Below are 20,495 nucleotides of genomic sequence, written 5' to 3'. Positions count from 1 at the left end.
CTGGCCCGATATCGCCCGCGTCTGCGAAAACCCTCCATTCCAGAAAAGCACGCAGTGCGGTTGGTTAAAACGTGTTCGCGCTTCCCACAGCGCGACAATACGCTATTGCAAATGCAAATAGTTATCAATAATATTATCAATATATTTCATCAATCAATGAAAAATTTCACAATAAACATGGGGTTAAGACGGTGACGGCGTTAACGGTTGGGAGCGAGGCCTGGTGGCAGTCAAAAAACGGTCCTGAATGGACACGCGATGCCAACGGCAATTACCAGGTCACCTTCTGGTGGCGCGATCCGCAGGGCGATGAAACCTGCTCCCCCATTCAGCGCGTGTGGGTCTATATCACCGGCGTGACCGACCATCATCAGAACCAGTTGCCTCAGTCGATGCAGCGCATTGCCGGAACGGATGTCTGGCAATGGCGAACAGTTCTTGGCGCTCACTGGCGCGGCAGCTACTGCTTTATTCCTACCGCGCGTGACGATGTGTTTGCCGGTCTGGCGGCAGGTGAAACGCCCGATCGGACCATGTTGCGCGAAGGCTGGCGGCAGTTGTTGCCCCAGGCGATTGCCGACCCGCTCAACCCGGTAAGTTGGCAGGGCGGGCGAGGACATGGCGTGTCGGCGCTGGAAATGCCCCAGGCGCCAGCGCAGCCTGGCTGGGATCGTCCGCAGCCGCCCCGTTCTCTGCCAGCTGTGGTGCAATGGCGCAGCAAACGCCTCGGCAATACGCGACGGGTGTGGGTTTTTACTACCGGTGACGATCGGCCGCAAACGCGTCCGTTGGCTGTGTTGCTCGACGGCCAGTTCTGGGCGCAAAGTCTGCCGGTCTGGCCTGCGCTAACGTCACTCACGCAGCAAGGGCTGCTTCCGCAGGCGGTGTACGTGCTGATTGATGCGATCGATACCGCTCACCGCAGCCGCGAGCTTCCCTGTAATCCCGACTTCTGGCTGGCCGTGCAGGAAGAATTATTGCCGCAGGTTTACGCCGTTGCGCCGTTCAGCGACCGCGCCGATCGCACGCTGGTGGCCGGACAGAGCTTCGGCGGCTTGTCATCGCTTTACGCCGGACTGAACTGGCCCGGGCGCTTCGGCTGCGTCCTCAGTCAGTCCGGTTCGTACTGGTGGCCCCATCGCGGCGGCCATCAGGACGGGTTTATCACAGAACAACTCAAAGCCGGGCTTCTTCAGGCCAACGGTTTACGCATTGTGCTGGAGGCCGGGGTCCGGGAGCCGGTGATTTTCCGGGCGAACCAGGCGCTTTATGCACAACTGGAGACAACACAGCAGTCGGTTTTCTGGCGTCAGGTTGACGGCGGACATGATGCGCTTTGCTGGCGCGGCGGACTGATGCAGGGGCTTATCGACCTCTGGCAGCCGCTGCGTTAAGCAGGCGATTTTCCACGACAGGAGTTGAGTATGGAATTCACGAATCCCTTCGATAACCCGCAGGGACTGTTTTACATTCTGCAAAATGGTCAGCATCAGTTTAGCCTCTGGCCGCAGCAGTGCGCGCTGCCCGCTGGCTGGCAGGTGGTAGCCGGGCCTCAGTCCCAGGCGGCGTGTCAGCAGTGGCTGGAAACACACTGGCGTACTTTGCTTCCTCACCATTATGCCGTTTCGCAGGAGGCGCTATGAGCCAACGTTTACCGCTGGTCGCCGCTCAGCCCGGCATCTGGATGGCAGAAAAACTGTCAATGCTGCCGTCGGCCTGGAGCGTCGCCCACTATGTGGAGCTTACTGGCCATCTGGACGCGCCGTTGCTGGCGCGCGCGGTGGTTGCCGGAATGGAGCAGGCCGACACGCTGCGGATGCGCTTTACGGAAGATAACGGCGACGTCTGGCAGTGGGTGGATGATTCTCTGCGCTTTGCCGGGCCGCAGATAACCGATCTGCGTGATGCCGTCCATCCTCATGACGCTGCGCTGGCGCTGATGCAGGCGGATCTGCAACAAAATCTGCGCGTGGACAGCGGTAAACCGCTGGCGTTTCATCAGTTAATTCGGGTAGCGGATAACCGTTGGTACTGGTATCAGCGCTATCATCATTTGCTGGTCGATGGCTTTAGTTTCCCGGCCATTACCCGCCAGATCGCGGCGATATACTGCGCGTGGCAGCATGGTGAACCCACGCCCGCCTCGCCGTTTACGCCGTTTGCTGAGGTTGTAGAGGAATATCAGCAGTATCGCCAGAGCGACGCCTGGCAGCGCGACGGCGCGTTCTGGACTCAGCAGCGCCGGGAATTGCCGCCGCCCGCGTCGCTGTCTTCCGCGCCGTTGCCGGGACGCGCGACAACGGCAGAGATCGTCCGCATGAAGCTGAACGCGCCGGAAGGGGCGTTTCGCCAGCTGTCGGCGCAGTTCCCTGACGTGCAGCGCACCGATCTGGCGCTGGCTCTGGTGGCGCTGTGGCTCGGCAGGCTGTGCAGCCGGATGGAGTACGCCGCGGGCTTTATCTTTATGCGTCGGATGGGTTCGGCAGCTCTGACGGCGACCGGACCGGTGCTTAACGTGTTACCGCTTGGGGTACGCATTGATGCCGCAGAAAGTCTGGCGGATCTGGCGAAACGACTCTCGGCGCAGTTGAAAAAAATGCGCCGTCATCAGCGCTACGACGCAGAGCAGATCGTTCGCGACAGCGGGCGCGCCGCCGGAGAAGAGCCGCTGTTTGGTCCGGTACTCAATGTTAAAGTTTTTGATTATCAACTGGATATTCCGGGCATTCAGGCACAGACCCATACGCTGGCGACCGGCCCGGTCAACGATCTTGAACTGGCGTTGTTCCCCGATGATGACGGCGGCCTGAGCATCGAGCTGCTGGCTAACAGCCAGCGTTATGATGAAGCGACCCTGACGAAGCACGCCGCGCGTCTGACGGCGATAATTGAACAGTTTGCAGAAAATCCTGCGCTACGCTGCGGCGATGCCGACATGCTGCTGCCGTCAGAGTGGCGGCATCTGGAGAGCGTCAACGCCACGGAGGTCGCGATCCCTCGGACGACCCTCAGCGCGCTGGTGGCGGAGCAGGCGAAAAGAACGCCGAACGCCCCGGCGCTGGCGGATGCGCGTTATCAGTTCAGCTACCGTGAAATGCGCGAGCAAGTGGTGGCGCTGGCGACGCTGCTGCGCGAGCGCGGCGTGAAACCGGGTGACAGCGTCGCGGTGGCGTTACCGCGCTCTGTTTTCCTGACTCTCGCTCTGCATGGCATTGTCGAAGCCGGTGCGGCCTGGCTGCCGCTGGATACCGGCTATCCGGACGATCGTCTGCGGATGATGCTCGAAGATGCCCGACCTAAACTGCTAATCACCAGTGAAGAACAGCGTGCTCGCTTTAACGACCTGCCGGGGCTGGAAAGCCTTTGCTACAGCGAACCGCTGGCAGGCGGGGACGGCCAGCCGCTCGGTTTATCTCAGCCGCACCATACCGCCTATATCATTTTCACCTCCGGGTCGACGGGCAGGCCGAAAGGCGTGATGGTGGGGCAAACCGCCATCGTCAATCGTCTGCTGTGGATGCAAAACCATTATGGGCTGACGGCGACCGACGTGGTGGCGCAAAAAACGCCGTGCAGTTTTGACGTCTCGGTCTGGGAATTCTTCTGGCCGTTTATCGCCGGCGCGAAGCTGGTGATGGCCGAGCCGGAGGCACACCGCGATCCGCTCGCCATGCAGCGCTTCTTTGCCCATTATGGGGTGACGACTACCCACTTTGTGCCGTCGATGCTGGCGGCGTTTGTGGCGTCGCTAACGCCGGAAAGCGCCCGCGAAAGCTGCGCCACGTTGCAACACGTCTTCTGTAGCGGCGAAGCGCTGCCCGCCGAGCTGTGCCGGGAGTGGGAGCAACTGACCCATGCGCCGCTGCATAACCTGTACGGGCCGACGGAAGCGGCGGTAGATGTAAGCTGGTATCCCGCCTGGGGTGACGAACTGGCAGCGGTCACCGGCAGTAGCGTACCGATTGGCTTCCCGGTCTGGAACACAGGGCTGCGCATTCTGGATGCGATGATGCATCCGGTTCCGCCTGGCGTGGCGGGCGATCTCTACCTGACCGGTATTCAACTGGCACAGGGATATCTTGGGCGACCGGATCTCACCGCGAGCCGGTTTATCGCCGATCCGTTTGCCCCCGGCGAGCGCATGTATCGTACTGGCGACGTTGCGCGCTGGCTGGATAACGGCGCGGTGGAGTACCTTGGGCGCAGTGACGATCAGCTCAAGATCCGCGGACAGCGCATTGAACTGGGTGAGATCGACCGCGTGATGCAGGCGCTGCCTGATGTTGAGCAGGCGGTGGTTCATGCCTGCGTCTTTAATCAGGCGGCGGCGACCGGCGGCGACGCCCGTCAACTGGTGGGGTATCTGGTTTCACAGTCCGGCCTGCCGCTGGATATTGCGGCGCTACAGGCGAAACTGCGCGAGACATTGCCGCCGCACATGGTGCCAGCGGTGCTGCTACAACTGGCGCAGTTGCCGCTCAGCGCCAACGGCAAGCTCGACAGAAAAGCGTTGCCGATGCCGGAACTGGCCCCGCGCGCCAAAGGCCGTGCGCCGCTGGCGGGGGGTGAGACGCAGGTGGCGCGGGCGTTCAGCCAACTGCTGGGCTGTGAAGTTAACGACATTGATGCCGACTTCTTTGCTCTCGGCGGTCATTCGCTGCTGGCGATGAAGCTGGCGGCGCAGCTCAGCCGTATTTTCGCGCGTCAGGTGACGCCGGGGCAGGTGATGGTGGCGTCGACGGTTGGCCAACTGGCCGCGTTACTGGAGGCCGAAGACGACGTACAGAGCCAGCGTCTGGGTTTTGAAACGCTGCTGCCGCTGCGTAAAGGCAGGGGACCCACGCTGTTCTGTTTCCATCCGGCGTCGGGATTTGCCTGGCAGTTTAGCGTTCTGTCACGCTATCTCGGTTCGCAGTGGTCGATTACCGGCATTCAGTCTCCCCGTCCACAGGGGCCGATGCAGACCTGTGCCGATCTGGACGCTGTCTGTGAACGCCATCTGGCGACACTGTTGGCGCAACAGCCGCACGGCCCGTATTACTTACTCGGCTATTCGCTCGGCGGCACGTTAGCGCAGGGCATTGCGTCGCGCCTGCGCGCGCGTGGTGAAGCGGTCGCTTTCCTGGGCCTGCTCGATACCTGGCCGCCGGAAACGCAAAACTGGTCGGAAAAAGAGGCCAACGGGCTGGATCCGGAAGTGCTGGCGGAAATCGATCGCGAGCGGGAAGCGTTTCTGGCCGCCCAGCAGGGGAAGGCTTCCCGTGAATTGTTCAGCACCATCGAAGGCAACTATGCTGATGCTGTGCGGTTACTGAGCACCGCGCACAGCGTCCCGTTTGACGGGCGAGCGACCCTGTTTGTGGCAGAAAAAACGCTGCCCGCAGGGATGAGTCCGACAGGCAGTTGGGCGCCGTGGATCGCTGAACTGGAGGTGTATGGTCAGGACTGCGCGCATGTGGAGATCATTTCTCCAGCGGCGTTTGAGAAGATTGGTCCGGTTATCGCCGGGAAGCTGAACGGCATTGAGGCGGGTGAATAAATAAACCCGCCAGCCGGACAGGGCATATGCACCTTGTCCGGCTAAGCCATTTCGTCGTTAACCTCTGTTTGAACGTCCAAGCGGCACGACCAGCGGCGTACCCGCGACCGGATCGTCAATGATGGTGCAGCGCAACCCGTAGATTTCCTCAATCAACCCGGCGTTGACAATCGCGCTGGGGGCGCCCTCGGCGATAATTTTTCCGTCCCGCAGGGCAATCAAATGCGTAGCGTAACGGCAGGCCTGGTTCAAATCGTGCAACACCGCCGCAAGGGTATAGCCTTTCTCGCGATTCAGTTCGCTCAACAACTCCAGCAGATCGATTTGATGGCTGATATCCAGCCAGGTGGTGGGTTCGTCCAGCAGCATAATCGACGTCTCCTGCGCCAACACCATCGCAATCCATGCGCGCTGGCGCTGCCCGCCGGAAAGCGTGTCCACGCTCTGGTTGGCCAGATGGGTAATACCGGTGGCGCGCATCGCCTGCGAAACGGCTTCCTCATCCTCTTTGCGCCAGCGGGTAAACAGCGGCTGGTGCGGGTAGCGACCCCGCGCCACCAGTTCCTGAACGGTAATATCACCGGGGGGGGTGGCGTTTTGCGCCAGCAGGCCGATGCGCCGCGCGACCTCTTTACTGGCGTAACGCTGGATGTGCTCGCCATCCAGCCAGACGTGTCCGTGTACGGGCGTCATCAGGCGGCTCAGGGTACGCAGCAACGTCGATTTGCCGCAGCCGTTTGGCCCGATAATCGCGGTGAAATGCCCGTCCGGAATGGCGACGCTAAGATTGTCGGCAACGGTGAATTTTCCATAACCCAGCGTTAACTGGTCGCCACGCAAACGGGCTACTGATTCGGTCATTTTTTGCGGGACTCCTGAATTAACAAGGCGATAAGGTAAATACCGCCCAGGCTCACGGTGACAACGCCCACCGGAAGCTGGTACGGCATAAACAGTTGCTGTGCGCCGAGATCCGCCGCCAGCAGCAGCAGCGCCCCGCAGAGCGCGGACTGGGTTAATCCCCAGCGGGCGGTACCGCTAAGTCGGCGGGCGATGTGCGGCGCGACGAGCGCAACAAACGAAATCGGTCCGGCCAGCGCGGTGGCGGCGGCGGTTAATACCACGGCCACCAGCATCATCATCAGGCGGGAACGCTCGACACTGACGCCCAGCGCGCAGGCGCTGTCATCGCCCATTTCCAGCAGACGCATTCGGCGTACCAACAGGGCGGCGCAGATCAGCATGAGAATAATCAGCGGCGCGGACGGCCAGGTTTTTGCCCACGTCAGACCGTTCAGCGACCCGGCGTTCCACAGTCCGGCGGTCAGCGCCGTCTCCAGCGAGGCTTTCAACAGCAGCCAGGTGTTGAACGCCACCAGCATCGCGCGTACGCCGATACCGATGATGATCAGGCGGAAGGTCTCAATGCCGTTGCGCCAGGCGAGCAGCCAGACCAGCAGCGAGGTAAGAATACCGCCCGCCATTGCCGCCAGCGCGATGGCGGTCAGATGCTGGCCAAACAGCACCATTGCCACCAGCACGCCGCTCCAGGCGCCGGTGTTAAAGCCCATCACGTCGGGGCTACCTAAGGGGTTTCGCATCAGCGACTGAAAAATCGCCCCGCTGACCCCGAGCGCTGCGCCGATCAGCAACGCCATCAATACCCGCGGCAATCGCCATTCGGTGACGACCATCGTGATACTGCGCGGCGCATCGCCGAGCAGGGCGGCGATAATCTGCGAGGTTTCGAGCGTTACGGCGCCGCTGCGCAGACTCCACATACCGACTAGCAGGCAGGCAAGCAACAGTAGCAGGCAACTGATAAACAGACGACGGGAGATATGCCTCATGCGGCACCTCGCGGGCGTCGACGAACCAGAAAAATCAGCACCGGCGCGCCGATAAAGGCGCTGACGACCGAGACCCGCAGTTCGCCGGGAACAATCAACCGTCCGATGATATCCGCAAACAGCAACAGGGCAGGGGTGGCGATCAGCGTGACAGGCAATGACCAGCGGTGGTCGGCGCCCACCAGCCAGCGCGCCATGTGCGGCATCATCAGGCCGATAAAGGCGACAGGCCCGACGATCGCCGTGGCGCTGCCGCAGAGCACGGTGATGGCCATCAGGCCGATAAGCTGTGTGCGCGCGACTTTGCTGCCCAGCGCCGTAGCGGTATCACTGCCAAGACTCAGACTGTTGAGCGCCCGGCTCAGCATCAGCGCCGTCGCGCCCGCGATCAGTACCGGTACAATGACCACCTTGAGCGTTTGCAGGCTGCGGATATCCAGCGAACCGGCCTGCCAGAAGCGCAGTTGATCGTAGACGTCCGGGTTAAGCAGCGCGATCCCGCTGGTGAGGCCTTCCAGCACCGCCGCCAGCGCGACGCCGGCGAGCGTCAGGCGCACCGGACTGAGTTGTCCGCCGCCCTGGCTACCGGTAAACGCCACGATCAGCGACGCCACCAGCGCGCCTGCAAAAGCCATTACCAGTTGCTCCTGCGGTGTGGAAAAGCCAAACAGCGCCGCCCCCAGCACGATGGCGAAACTGGCGCCGGAATTGACGCCAAGCAGGCCGGGATCGGCCAGTGGGTTACGGGTGAGCGTTTGCATGAGCGCCCCGGCAAGGCCGAGCGCGCCCCCCGCCAGCAGACCCGCCAGCGTGCGCGGCAGACGGGCGTCAAGCACGATCGTGCAGTCGGCGCTGTGGCAACTGCCGCGAAGCGCATCCAGCACCACGACCGCGGGGAGGGGCTTGGCCCCGATGATGAGACTTAATGCCGTGGCGACAATCAGTAATAACAACAATCCGGGCACGGCAATGGCGCGCGTCACGGAAACAGAGCATGACATATCCACTTCCCTGATAATGATAGTAATTATCGTTATCGATCTTATTTGAATATGTTACCATGTGCAGCCACGGAATTGATAATAAAAGTACCCATCAAGGTTTTGTAATGAATCGACAATCCTGGCTCCTCAACCTCAGTCTGTTGAGGACGCATCCTGCTTTTCGCGCGGTCTTCCTCGCCCGTTTTATCTCGATCGTCTCGCTGGGGTTGCTCGGCGTGGCGGTACCTGTTCAGATCCAGATGATGACTCACTCCACCTGGCAGGTCGGTCTTTCGGTGACGTTGACCGGCAGCGCGATGTTTATCGGGCTGATGGTGGGCGGCGTGCTGGCGGACCGTTACGAGCGGAAAAAAGTGATCCTGCTGGCGCGCGGCACCTGCGGCATTGGCTTTATCGGCCTGTGCCTGAATGCGATGCTGCCGGAGCCGTCACTGATGGCGATTTATCTGCTCGGTTTGTGGGACGGTTTCTTTGCCTCGCTCGGCGTGACCGCATTGCTGGCGGCAACGCCTGCGCTGGTCGGGCGCGAAAACCTGATGCAGGCCGGGGCGATCACTATGCTGACCGTACGTCTGGGCTCGGTGATTTCGCCGATGCTCGGCGGGCTGCTTCTTGCCTCTGGCGGCGTGGCATGGAACTACGGGCTGGCGGCGGCCGGAACATTTATAACTTTGTTGCCGTTGCTGAGTTTACCCGCTCTGCCGCCTCCGCCGCAGCCGCGTGAGCATCCGTTGACGTCGCTGCTCGCGGCATTTCGCTTTTTGCTTGCCAGCCCGCTAATCGGGGGGATCGCGCTGCTCGGAGGATTGCTGACAATGGCCAGCGCCGTGCGCGTGCTGTATCCGGCGTTGGCGATCGGCTGGCAGATGTCAGCGGCACAGATTGGCTTATTGTACGCCGCCATTCCGCTCGGCGCGGCGGTTGGAGCGTTGACCAGCGGACAGCTGGCGCACAGCGTGCGGCCGGGGTGGATTATGCTGCTTTCTACCGTGGGATCGTTTCTGGCGATCGGTCTGTTCGCCCTGATGCCCATCTGGGCGCTGGGCGTTATCTGCCTGGCGCTGTTTGGCTGGCTGAGCGCAATAAGTTCGCTGTTGCAGTACACCCTGCTGCAAACCCAGACGCCGGAACAGATGTTAGGGCGGATTAACGGTTTGTGGACCGCGCAGAACGTGACCGGGGACGCCATTGGCGCGGCCTTATTAGGCGGACTGGGCGCTGTGATGACGCCCGTGGCGTCGGCCAGCGTCAGCGGGTTTGGTCTGGTGATGATTGGCGTACTGTTGATGCTGTTGTTAAGCGAGCTGCGGCGGTTTCGCCAGCAGCCAGCCAGTGCCTGAGTCGCGACGCGCCGTCAGGCACAATAACACGTTAAAACAGGTCGGCGAGGCGGTCTAAAACCCGCATTGCGCTGTAATAGTCCAGACGGAAGGATTCGGTGCCCATCGCATAAACGCGTTTGTTCTGAACCGCAGGCAGGTGCGCCAGCAGCGGGTTGGCATAAATCGCTTTCTCGTCCTTTTCGTCACCGGCAAACAGGAACAGCGCCTGGCCATTCAGCCCGGCGGCGAGATTTTCTCCGCCAAGCTGGATGATGTCGTGACGTTTGCCCTGGCTCTGGCTGGCCTGTAACCCGGCAGGCAGTGTCGCCAGCGTAAAGCCAAGCTGTTCCAGCATCTTGCCCTGTGCCGAGTCCGGAGTCCACAGGTTGGCGGTGTGGGCGGCGGCGGTGTAAACCAGCGCGCTCACCGGCTGCGGCGGCAGGGTTAACTGCTGTTTCACGCTCGCCAGCTTCTTATCGAACTCGGCAATGCGCGCGGCGGCCTGTTTTTCCTGGCCGGTGATCGCGCCTAGCTGGGTCAGCAGCGTCTGCCAGCTTTTATCGTCGTAGTTGATGATAAGCGTCGGGGCGATGGTTGACAGCTGATCGTACAGCGCCAGCGCTGAGTCGCCGCCGGTAGCGCTGATCAAAATCAGGTCAGGCATCTGCGCCGCGACGGCTTCTGCGCTCGGCTCGCCAATGTACAGTCGCGTCAGTTTGCGTGCTTTCGCCACGTCGCTCCACTGGCGCAGAAAGCCCTGACTGTCCGCCACACGGTTGTTCGGGGTGGTGGCGCCACTGGCAATGACCGGGGCGTCAATCGCCAACAGCGAACCGGTGAGCGTGACGCTGGTGGAAACGATGCGTTCGGGTTTGCGCTCCAGCGTGTGGCTTCCGCGGCTGTCCGTGACCTGGCGCGGCCAGTCAGCGGCCTGGGCTGAGGAGAATCCGAAAACGGCAAGCGTAATAAGCAGGGTGGGGAGAGAAGACAGTCTCACTAATCGGTTCCTGTACTGAGTGATTAATGCTTCTCATTTTCATTATTAAGGATAAGGGATGCAAGCCTTAGTCGCACATTGTGCTACCCCAGGAGTTGACATACTGCCTGTTTGCTTTTAGGTTAGCGCCCGAAAATATAAATGATAATCATTATTAAAACCTTTATCATTTTGGAGGATGATATGGATACGTCACTGGCCGAGGAAGTACAGCAGACCATGGCAACACTTGCGCCCGATCGCTTTTTCTTTATGTCGCCGTACCGCAGTTTTACGACGTCAGGATGCTTCGCCCGTTTCAATGAACCTGCCGTCAACGGCGATTCGCCAGACAGTCCTTTCCAACAAAAATTACATAATCTGTTCGCCGATGCCAAAGCGCAGGGCATCGCTAACCCGATAATGGTCGGCGCTATTCCGTTTGATACCCGCCAGCCTTCCGCGTTGTTTATCCCGGAGGCCTGGGAAACCTTCTCGCGACAGGAAAAACAGCAGGCCTCGCGTTATTTTACCGGTCATCAGTCGCTGAATGTGACCGAACGCAGGGCGATCCCGGAGCAGGACACCTTTGAAAGTATGGTGGCGCGAGCCGCTGCGCTTACCGCCACGCCGGAGGTTGATAAGGTTGTGCTGTCGCGCCTGATTGATATCACCGCCGACGCGGAGATCGACAGCGGCGCGCTGCTTGAACGTCTGGTGGCGCAAAACCCAGTTAGTTACAACTTCCATGTCCCGCTGGAGGACGGCGGGGTGCTGCTCGGCGCCAGTCCGGAGCTGCTGCTGCGCAAAGAGGGCGAGCGCTTCAGTTCGCTGCCGTTAGCCGGTTCCGCCCGTCGCCAGCCGGATGACGTGCTGGACAGGGAGGCGGGTAACCGTCTGCTGGCATCCGAGAAGGATCGCCATGAACACGATCTGGTGACCCAGGCGATGAAAACCGTTCTGCGCGATCGCAGCAGTGAACTGCACCTGCCGTCTTCGCCGCAGTTGATTACCACCCCGACGCTGTGGCACCTCGGCACGCCCTTTGAAGGTAAGGCGAATGCCGGAGAAAACGCCCTGACGCTGGCGTGCCTGCTGCATCCGACGCCGGCGCTGAGCGGCTTCCCGCATCAGGCGGCGATTAAGCTTATCGCTGAACTGGAACCGTTCGACCGTGACCTGTTTGGCGGCATTGTCGGCTGGTGCGACGCCGACGGAAACGGTGAGTGGGTGGTGACGATCCGCTGTGCGAAGCTGCATAAAAACCAGGTCCGCCTGTTTGCGGGCGCAGGAATTGTCCCGGCCTCTTCGCCGGTGGGGGAATGGCGTGAAACTGGCGTCAAGCTCTCCACCATGTTGAACGTTTTTGGATTGCATTAAGGAGCGATGATGAGCATTCCTTTCACCCGGTGGCCTGACGAGTTTGCCCGGCGTTACCGTGAAAAAGGGTACTGGCAGGATTTGCCGCTGACGGACATTCTGACCCGCCATGCGCAAAACGACAGTACGGCGGTGATCGACGGCGAGCGCCAGTTGAGCTATCGCCAGTTGAATCAGGCGGCGGCGAATCTCGCCAGCAGTTTACGCCGTCAGGGCATCAAGCCGGGCGAAACCGCGCTGGTGCAACTGGGCAACGTGGCCGAACTGTATATCACTTTCTTTGCCCTGCTGGAGCTGGGCGTGGCGCCGGTCCTCGCCCTGTTCAGCCATCAGCGTACCGAACTGAACGCTTACGCGAAGCAGATAGAACCCGCGCTGTTGATTGCTGACCGCCAACACGCGCTGTTTGCGGGCGATGATTTCCTGAATACCTTTGTGGCGGAGCACAACACTATTCGCGTGGTGCATCTGCTTAATGATCACGGCGAACATTGCCTGCAGGCAGCGATTGACACCCCGGCGGAGGCGTTTACCGCCACGCCGTCCCCTGCCGACGAGGTGGCTTATTTTCAGCTTTCCGGTGGCACCACCGGGACGCCGAAGCTGATCCCGCGAACCCATAATGACTACTACTACAGCGTGCGTCGCAGCAACGAAATTTGCCGCTTCACCGCGCAGACGCGTTTTTTATGCGCGATTCCGGCGGCGCACAATTATGCGATGAGTTCGCCGGGGTCGCTGGGCGTGTTTCTCGCCGGGGGAACCGTGGTGCTGGCGGATGATCCGAGCGCCACGCTGTGCTTTCCGCTGATCGAAAAACACCAGATTAACGCCACGGCGCTGGTGCCGCCTGCGGTCAGCCTGTGGCTTCAGGCAATTAACGAATGGGGCAGCAACGCGCAGTTGGCCTCGCTGCAACTGTTGCAGGTGGGCGGCGCGCGTCTGTCCGCGTCGCTGGCGGCCCGTATTCCGGCGGAGATCGGCTGTCAGCTCCAGCAGGTGTTTGGCATGGCGGAAGGGCTGGTGAATTACACCCGCCTTGACGACAGCCCGGAGCGAATCATCAACACCCAGGGACGTCCGATGTGCCCGGATGACGAAGTGTGGGTAGCGGACGCCGACGGTAATCCGCTGCCGCAGGGCGAGACCGGACGGCTGATGACCCGCGGTCCGTATACCTTCCGCGGTTACTTTAAAAGCCCTGAGCACAACGCCAGCGCATTTGACGACAACGGGTTTTACTGTTCGGGCGACCTGATTTCTATCGATAAAGACGGATACATCACCGTTCAGGGACGTGAAAAAGATCAGATCAACCGCGGCGGTGAGAAGATCGCCGCAGAAGAGATCGAAAACCTGTTGCTGCGCCATCCGGCGGTGATCCATGCGGCGCTGGTCAGCATGGAAGATGAGCTAATGGGCGAGAAAAGCTGTGCGTATCTGGTGGTGAAAGAACCCCTGCGCGCCGTCCAGGTGCGTCGATTCCTGCGCGAGCAGGGCGTCGCGGAATTTAAGCTGCCGGACCGTGTAGAGACCGTCGAGGCGCTGCCTCTGACGCCGGTCGGTAAAGTCGATAAAAAACAATTACGTCATTGGCTGGCTACGCGCACGGCCTGAAGGAGAACACGCAATGGCAATCCCAAAATTACAGGCATACGCGCTGCCGGGCGCGCAGGATATTCCGACCAACAAGGTGAACTGGGCCTTTGAACCCGAGCGCGCGGCGCTGTTGATTCACGATATGCAGGATTACTTTGTCAGCTTCTGGGGGGAAAACTGCCCGATGATGGCGCAGGTTATCGCCAATATCGCCGCCCTGCGGGAATACTGTAAAGCACATCACATTCCGGTCTATTACACCGCCCAGCCGAAAGAGCAGAGCGATGAAGACCGCGCGTTGCTCAATGATATGTGGGGGCCGGGCCTGACCCGTTCACCGGAGCAGCAAAAGGTGGTGGATCTGTTGACGCCGGATGAGGCTGACACGGTGCTGGTGAAATGGCGATACAGCGCGTTTCACCGTTCACCGCTTGAACAAATGTTGAAAGAGACGGGGCGTAACCAGTTGATTATCACCGGCGTGTACGCGCATATCGGCTGCATGACCACCGCCACCGACGCCTTTATGCGTGACATCAAGCCGTTTATGGTGGCGGACGCGCTGGCGGACTTTAGCCGCGAAGAGCACCTGATGTCGCTGAAGTACGTCGCAGGGCGTTCCGGCCGGGTGGTGATGACGCAGGATCTGCTGCCCGCGCCAGTCCCAGCCAGCAAAGATGCGCTGCGCGCCCTGATCCTGCCGCTGCTGGATGAGTCCGATACGCCGATGGATGATGAGAACCTCATTGATTACGGTCTGGATTCGGTGCGGATGATGGCGCTGGCGGCGCGCTGGCGCAAAGTACATGGCGATATCGACTTCGTGATGCTGGCGAAAAATCCGACGATTGACGCCTGGTGGACACTGCTTTCACGCGAGGTGAAGTAATGGCCGGGTTTGACTTTCAGGGCAAAACGGTGTGGATTACCGGCGCCGGTAAGGGCATTGGTTATACGACCGCGCAGGCGTTTGCGAAAGCGGGCGCACAGGTCACGGGTTTCGACCGTGAATTCGCGCTGGACGACTACCCGTTCGTCACCGAAACGCTGGACGTGGCGGATGCAGGGCAAGTGGCCGAGGTGTGCCAGCGTTTACTGGCGCAAACCGAACGACTGGACGTGCTGGTGAACGCCGCCGGGATCCTGCGTATGGGGGCCACCGATGCGCTGAGCGCCGACGACTGGCAGCAAACCTTTGCCGTCAACGTCGGTGGCGCGTTTAATCTTTTTCAACAGACAATGGCGCAGTTTCGCCGCCAGCAGGGGGGAGCGATTGTCACCGTGGCGTCCGACGCCGCGCACACCCCGCGTATCGGCATGAGCGCCTATGGCGCGTCAAAAGCGGCGCTGAAAAGCCTGGCGCTGACCGTTGGGCTGGAGCTGTCGGGTAACGGTGTGCGCTGTAACGTGGTGTCGCCTGGCTCCACTGATACCGATATGCAGCGCACGTTATGGATTAGCGACGATGCTGAACAACAGCGCATTCGCGGCTTTGGCGAGCAGTTTAAGCTCGGTATTCCGCTGGGCAAAATCGCTCGTCCGCAGGAGATCGCTAATACCATTTTGTTCCTTGCTTCCGATCTGGCGAGCCATATCACGCTGCAGGACATCGTGGTGGACGGCGGTTCGACGCTGGGAGCATAACGATGATCTGGAAACGTCACTTAACGCTGGATGAACTGAATGCCACCAGCCAGAACACGATGGTGGCGCATTTGGGGATCTTCTACACCCGCCTGGGCGATGAGGTGCTGGAAGCGGAAATGCCGGTCGATGCCCGCACTCATCAGCCGTTTGGCCTGCTGCACGGCGGCGCGTCAGCGGCGCTGGCGGAGACGCTGGGCTCGATGGCGGGCTATCTGATGACCCGGGACGGTCAGTGCGTAGTGGGGACCGAGCTGAATGCCACCCATCATCGTCCGGTCTCTCAGGGAAAAGTACGCGGCGTCTGTCAGCCGCTGCACCTGGGGCGCCAAAGTCAAAGCTGGGAGATTGTGGTGTTTGATGAGCAAGGGCGGCGTTGCTGCACTTGCCGGCTGGGAACCGCGGTGCTCGGTTAAGATAAATACCCCTCCCTGTGCAGAGAGGGGTTGACGCTTACAACTGCGACACGATGCGGCGTAATAAGCGGATCCGCGGCGCGATCGAGGCGATATCCAGCCATTCTGCCGGGCTGTGGAAACCCGCCCCTACCGGACCAAGACCGTCCAGCGTCGGAATGCCTAACGCGGCGGTATGGTTGGCGTCGCTGCCTCCACCGACGGCCTGCCAGGTAATCGCAATACCTTCTTCTTTACCCGCCTGCTCCACGAGGGCCATCAGCTCGCCCGTCGCTTCACTTGCGGCCATCGCCGGTTTGTGATTGACCTGAACGAGCGTGGTGGTGACCCCGTCAAGGAAGCCGCGCTCGCACATCTCCTGCAACGCCTGATGGACGCGGGCATCTTCGTCGTTTTGCCAGAAGCGTACGTCGAGTTCGGCAAAGGCGCTGTCCGGCACCACGTTAGCAGCGCTGCCGCCGCGAATGACCCCTACGTTAAGCGTCGTTCCGGCGCGGCTGTCGGCGAGGGCATTGATCGCGACAATACTGTTCGCCAGAGCGGTAATCGCCGAGCGTCCTTTTTCCGGTTCGTTACCTGCATGGGCGGCAACGCCGGTGAAGGTCAGGTGATAACCTGCCATTCCCTTACGCGCCTTCACCAGCGAGCCGTCGGCGCGCGCTGCTTCGCAGACCAGCACGCAGCGTGATTTTTTCGCCAGTTCGCCAATCCATTCGTGAGAATAGACGCTGCCGGTTTCTTCATCGGGATTCATGGCGACCGCGATGCTCAGGCGTTCGCGATGTTCCGGCGCCAGCGTGCGCATTGCCCAGAGGATGTTCAGCAGGCCGCTTTTCATGTCAGAGACGCCAGGACCATACAGTCGGTTTTCATCGCGGCTCATCGGGCGTTCGGCCACGGTGCCAGCCGGGAAAACGGTGTCCATATGCCCGACCATCAGCACGTCGAATTTTTCGGCGCCCGGTTTATTGGTGACAAACAGGCCGGGACCGACCTTGTCGCCCAGATCGACGGACTCGACGTGCCAGCCCTCCTGCAGCCAGAGCTGGCGGATGATGCCGGCAACCTGCGCGACACCTTCAAGTGTGGCGGTGCCGCAGTCCACGTTGACCAGGGTTTCCAGTTCGGCAAAATACGTTTCAAGATCCATACATCGTCCTTAATTCAGAGAATGATGCGCATCAGCAGCATCGCGATAAAGGCGTTGATGATCGAAATGACGATCATCAGCGGAATGCGTTTGGCCTGGGTGCCAATCACCCCGAGGATACGGCCCAGATATTGCACCTGCGAGCCCATCAGATAGATAGCCGGGGCGAGGATCGCCAGATGTTCGCCGCTGATGATCCCCTTATCGAACAAACCGATAGCGACGCCAATGCCGCCGCCCATCGACATCCAGCCGCCGATCAGCACGGCGGCGGCTTCGCCGGGTAAACCAAACAGCCCCATCAGCGGAGCGAAGACCATGCCCATGCCTTTCAGCGCGCCGGTGATCTCCAGCGCCTTGATGATAATGAAGGCCATCACGACATTGGGCAATGTGCTGCTGGTGGCGATGTTCCAGCCTTTACGCGCGCCTTCAACGAAGACATCGGTAATAACCGGTTTAGCATTTTGGGCGCTCATCAGGCTTCTCCTTTTTCCGCGGTGACGGCAGGGGCTTTTTTCCCGCTGAACGTCAGGATCAGGCGCATCAGGTTGGCGCCGAAAATTTTCATTACGAACATCACCATGATGCAAACGCCGATAGACGTTGGGACCGCGGGCGTACCGTCCATCGCCATCAGCGTGAACAGGATCGCGCCGGAGGAGAAGAAGTTCGTGATCATTGCGCCGGCGGAAAACTGGAACATCGCGAAGATATCTTTCTCTTTTTCCGTAATCTGACCTTCATCGGACAAATTGCGGGTCAGTGAAGCTCCTACGTCAGTGCTTTGCAGGCTGCCGATCATCGCCAGTCCGGTGTTGCCAGGGATCCCCAGCAGCGGGCGCAGCAAGGGCGTTAACAGGCGGCGCGCGGCGCGCAACGCGCCATAATGCTCCAGTACGTTGATCATGCCGAGGGCGAACATCACCGCCGGAATGAGGCCCAATGCAAATAAAAAGCCGTCCATCGCGCCGTTCCCCCCCACGCCGCGAAAGGCGCTGGTGGTGGTAGTAATCGCGTCGCCTTGCTGACTCACGCCGCTCACGACGCGTCCGAACGCGCCGTTGAGCGTGGTGAAGTCAAAGACCCCGTACCACTCTTTTCCACCCAATAACCCGGAAAAAAAGACGGCGGCAAACGCCAGGGCGAAATACGCGCCGGGTCCTGTTCTTTGCTCCTTTACCTCTGTACTACTCATTTCCTTCTCCTTGTAGATATGCGTTTAGCCCACTTATTCTGACGATGTAAGCAATTAAAAAGATGATTCAAATCATTTCATTGGCGGCTACAACGGTGAGGAAACAAAAATTGTGAGCTGTAAAAAAAGTTTCACTTTTTGTGCGGTTTTCCTGCGGATAGTGATCCGCTTAACAATGCAATGTAAATATCAGGTGATGGTTCAGGTTTATTAGGTTGTCAGGTTGTTAAAACTGAAAAAGATGTTATAGAAACAAAATGTAACATCTCACTTCTCTGGAACATGCAAACGGATAACAACCATGAACAAATCAGGGAAATACCTCGTCTGGACAGTGCTCTCGGTTATGGGGGCGTTCGCTCTGGGCTACATTGCATTAAACCGTGGGGAACAGATCAACGCGCTATGGATCGTGGTGGCGTCGGTCTGCGTCTATCTCATTGCCTACCGTTTTTACGGCCTGTACATTGCCAAAAATGTGCTGGCGGTTGACCCGACGCGCATGACGCCCGCCGTGCGTCATAACGACGGGCTGGACTATGTGCCGACCGACAAAAAAGTGCTGTTCGGTCACCATTTTGCGGCGATTGCCGGGGCAGGGCCGCTGGTGGGGCCGGTGCTGGCGGCGCAGATGGGTTATCTACCGGGAATGATCTGGCTGCTGGCCGGGGTGGTACTCGCCGGGGCGGTGCAGGACTTTATGGTGCTGTTTGTCTCGACCCGGCGCGACGGGCGTTCGCTCGGCGAACTGGTGAAAGAGGAGATGGGGCCGACCGCCGGGGTCATTGCGCTGGTGGCCTGTTTTATGATCATGGTGATCATCCTCGCGGTGCTGGCGATGATTGTGGTGAAAGCGCTGACTCACAGCCCGTGGGGGACGTATACCGTGGCGTTCACCATTCCGCTGGCTATCTTCATGGGGATTTATCTGCGCTATCTCCGTCCGGGACGCATTGGCGAAGTGTCGGTGATTGGGCTGGTATTCCTGGTGTTTGCCATTATCTCCGGCGGCTGGGTCGCGGAAAGCCCAACCTGGGCGCCATACTTTGACTTTACCGGCGTACAGTTGACCTGGATGCTGGTGGGGTACGGCTTCGTGGCGGCGGTGCTGCCGGTGTGGCTGCTGCTGGCGCCGCGTGATTATCTCTCCACCTTCCTGAAGATCGGCACCATTGTTGGCCTGGCGGTAGGGATTTTGATCATGCGCCCAACCCTGACCATGCCTGCGCTGACCAAATTTGTTGACGGTACGGGGCCAGTCTGGACCGGTAACCTGTTCCCGTTCCTGTTTATTACCATTGCCTGCGGCGCGGTGTCCGGGTTCCATGCGCTGATCTCCTCGGGCACCACGCCGAAGATGTTGGCGAATGAAGGACAGGCCTGCTTTATCGGCTATGGTGGGATGCTGATGGAATCCTTTGTGGCCATCATGGCGCTGGTTTCCGCCTGCATCATCGATCCGGGCGTCTACTTCGCAATGAACAGCCCGATGGCGGTTCTGGCTCCAGCCGGAACCACGGACGTGGTAGCGTCTGCCGCGCAGGTGGTCAGCAGTTGGGGCTTTGTGATTACGCCGGATACGCTGAACCAGATCGCGAACGAGGTCGGCGAGCAGTCGATCATTTCCCGTGCGGGCGGCGCCCCGACGCTGGCGGTGGGGATGGCGTACATTCTCCACGGTGCGCTGGGCGGGATGATGGATGTCGCCTTCTGGTATCACTTCGCGATTCTGTTTGAAGCGCTGTTTATTCTCACCGCGGTGGACGCCGGGACGCGCGCTGCACGCTTTATGTTGCAGGATCTGCTGGGCGTGATCTCGCCGGGGCTGAAACGTACCGATTCGCTGCCCGCTAACCTGCTGGCGACGGCGCTGTGCGTGCTGGCCTGGGGTTACTTCCTGCATCAGGGGGTCGTCGACCCGCTCGGCGGCATTAACACCCTGTGGCCGCTATTTGGTATCGCCAACCAAATGCTGGCGGGCATGGCGCTGATGCTTTGTGCGGTGGTGTTGTTCAAGATGAAGCGCCAGCGTTATGCATGGGTGGCGCTGGTGCCCACCGCGTGGCTGCTGATTTGTACTCTGACCGCCGGCTGGCAGAAAGCCTTCAGTCCGGATGCGAAAGTGGGCTTCCTGGCGATCGCCAATAAGTTCCAGGCGATGATCGACAGCGGCAATATTCCGGCGCAGTACACCGAATCGCAGCTGGCGCAGTTGGTATTTAATAACCGTCTGGATGCCGGGTTGACGATCTTCTTTATGGTGGTGGTTGTGGTGCTGGCGCTGTTCTCCATCAAGACCGCGCTGGCGGCGCTGAAGGTGGACACGCCGACGGCGAAAGAAACGCCGTACGAGCCGATGCCGGAAAACGTGGATGAGATCGTCGCGCAGGCGAAAGGCGCGCACTAAGTTATGCATC

General features: G+C 60.1%; 17 protein-coding genes. 10 read left to right on the top strand and 7 right to left on the bottom strand.

Annotation, left to right across the window (positions count from 1 at the left end):
* The first annotated feature begins 191 nt into the window (after positions 1-191).
* Genes fes through entF form a run of 3 tightly spaced genes read left to right on the top strand, consistent with a single transcriptional unit; the run spans position 192 to position 5,539 of the window.
* Positions 192-1,394: an enterochelin esterase gene (fes, locus tag HVX72_RS15380; RefSeq protein WP_181821816.1), complete on the top strand. Its 1,203-nt coding sequence runs from the start codon at positions 192-194 to the stop codon at positions 1,392-1,394.
* A gap of 30 nt (positions 1,395-1,424) precedes the next feature.
* Positions 1,425-1,643 (top strand): MbtH family NRPS accessory protein, encoded by a 219-nt coding sequence (locus HVX72_RS15375; protein WP_042285631.1) that lies wholly within the window; start codon positions 1,425-1,427, stop codon positions 1,641-1,643.
* Positions 1,640-5,539 carry an enterobactin non-ribosomal peptide synthetase EntF gene (entF, locus tag HVX72_RS15370; RefSeq protein ID WP_181821815.1) on the top strand — a complete coding sequence of 1,300 codons (3,900 nt, stop codon included), beginning with the start codon at positions 1,640-1,642 and terminating at the stop codon, positions 5,537-5,539. Before HVX72_RS15375 ends, entF begins: the two co-directional genes overlap by 4 nt.
* Positions 5,540-5,596: 57 nt before the next feature.
* Here entF and fepC read toward each other — a convergent pair whose 3' ends face one another.
* Genes fepC through fepD form a run of 3 tightly spaced genes read right to left on the bottom strand, consistent with a single transcriptional unit; the run spans position 5,597 to position 8,390 of the window.
* A complete protein-coding gene (gene fepC / locus HVX72_RS15365) occupies positions 5,597-6,400 on the bottom strand; it encodes an iron-enterobactin ABC transporter ATP-binding protein (RefSeq protein WP_181821814.1) in 804 nt (267 codons plus the stop codon).
* Positions 6,397-7,389 carry an iron-enterobactin ABC transporter permease gene (gene fepG / locus HVX72_RS15360; protein ID WP_042285627.1) on the bottom strand — a complete coding sequence of 331 codons (993 nt, stop codon included), beginning with the start codon at positions 7,387-7,389 and terminating at the stop codon, positions 6,397-6,399. Before fepG ends, fepC begins: the two co-directional genes overlap by 4 nt.
* Positions 7,386-8,390: a Fe(3+)-siderophore ABC transporter permease gene (gene fepD / locus HVX72_RS15355; protein ID WP_181821813.1), complete on the bottom strand. Its 1,005-nt coding sequence runs from the start codon at positions 8,388-8,390 to the stop codon at positions 7,386-7,388. The genes fepG and fepD overlap by 4 nt, the downstream gene beginning before the upstream one ends.
* 107 nt (positions 8,391-8,497) lie before the next feature.
* Between fepD and entS the strand changes: the two genes are divergently transcribed.
* A complete protein-coding gene (gene entS / locus HVX72_RS15350) occupies positions 8,498-9,733 on the top strand; it encodes an enterobactin transporter EntS (RefSeq protein WP_181821812.1) in 1,236 nt (411 codons plus the stop codon).
* Positions 9,734-9,764: 31 nt separating this feature from the next.
* On the opposite strand, the gene fepB is transcribed toward entS, so the two are convergent.
* Positions 9,765-10,706: a Fe2+-enterobactin ABC transporter substrate-binding protein gene (gene fepB / locus HVX72_RS15345; RefSeq protein ID WP_233459115.1), complete on the bottom strand. Its 942-nt coding sequence runs from the start codon at positions 10,704-10,706 to the stop codon at positions 9,765-9,767.
* Positions 10,707-10,895: 189 nt separating this feature from the next.
* Between fepB and entC the strand changes: the two genes are divergently transcribed.
* The 5 genes from entC to entH are packed head-to-tail and all read left to right on the top strand — an operon-like array spanning position 10,896 to position 15,730.
* Complete coding sequence (gene entC, locus HVX72_RS15340; protein WP_042286202.1) at positions 10,896-12,071, top strand: isochorismate synthase EntC; 1,176 nt, start codon at positions 10,896-10,898, stop codon at positions 12,069-12,071.
* Positions 12,072-12,080: 9 nt separating this feature from the next.
* Positions 12,081-13,688, top strand: a complete 1,608-nt coding sequence (entE, locus tag HVX72_RS15335) for a (2,3-dihydroxybenzoyl)adenylate synthase EntE (RefSeq protein WP_181823283.1) — start codon at positions 12,081-12,083, stop codon at positions 13,686-13,688.
* 13 nt (positions 13,689-13,701) lie between these two features.
* The gene (locus HVX72_RS15330) at positions 13,702-14,559 is read left to right on the top strand and encodes an isochorismatase (protein WP_042285616.1); all 858 of its coding nucleotides are present in this window, start codon (positions 13,702-13,704) and stop codon (positions 14,557-14,559) included.
* Positions 14,559-15,314 (top strand): 2,3-dihydro-2,3-dihydroxybenzoate dehydrogenase EntA, encoded by a 756-nt coding sequence (entA, locus tag HVX72_RS15325; protein WP_181821811.1) that lies wholly within the window; start codon positions 14,559-14,561, stop codon positions 15,312-15,314. The genes HVX72_RS15330 and entA overlap by 1 nt, the downstream gene beginning before the upstream one ends.
* Positions 15,315-15,316: 2 nt before the next feature.
* The gene (gene entH / locus HVX72_RS15320; protein WP_181821810.1) at positions 15,317-15,730 is read left to right on the top strand and encodes a proofreading thioesterase EntH; all 414 of its coding nucleotides are present in this window, start codon (positions 15,317-15,319) and stop codon (positions 15,728-15,730) included.
* Between the two features lie 37 nt (positions 15,731-15,767).
* Here the strand turns inward: entH and HVX72_RS15315 are convergent, their stop codons facing one another.
* From HVX72_RS15315 to HVX72_RS15305, 3 genes are read right to left on the bottom strand one after another with little or no spacing between them, the layout of a single operon-like run.
* Positions 15,768-16,880, bottom strand: coding sequence for a M20 family metallopeptidase (locus HVX72_RS15315; RefSeq protein WP_042285608.1), 1,113 nt, complete (start codon positions 16,878-16,880; stop codon positions 15,768-15,770).
* Between the two features lie 14 nt (positions 16,881-16,894).
* Positions 16,895-17,359, bottom strand: a complete 465-nt coding sequence (locus HVX72_RS15310) for a YjiG family protein (RefSeq protein ID WP_181821809.1) — start codon at positions 17,357-17,359, stop codon at positions 16,895-16,897.
* Positions 17,359-18,078, bottom strand: coding sequence for a nucleoside recognition domain-containing protein (locus HVX72_RS15305; protein ID WP_042285602.1), 720 nt, complete (start codon positions 18,076-18,078; stop codon positions 17,359-17,361). The genes HVX72_RS15310 and HVX72_RS15305 overlap by 1 nt, the downstream gene beginning before the upstream one ends.
* Before the next feature lie 301 nt (positions 18,079-18,379).
* Between HVX72_RS15305 and cstA the strand changes: the two genes are divergently transcribed.
* The gene (gene cstA / locus HVX72_RS15300; RefSeq protein ID WP_060568925.1) at positions 18,380-20,485 is read left to right on the top strand and encodes a pyruvate/proton symporter CstA; all 2,106 of its coding nucleotides are present in this window, start codon (positions 18,380-18,382) and stop codon (positions 20,483-20,485) included.
* The last annotated feature ends 10 nt before the right edge of the window (positions 20,486-20,495 follow it).

Source organism: Citrobacter sp. RHB21-C05, from assembly GCF_013889015.1.
GTDB classification, from domain to species: Bacteria; Pseudomonadota; Gammaproteobacteria; order Enterobacterales; family Enterobacteriaceae; genus Citrobacter_A; species Citrobacter_A sedlakii.
Note: the sequence above shows the minus strand (reverse complement) of the source record. Positions and strands in the feature narration are given on the sequence as shown.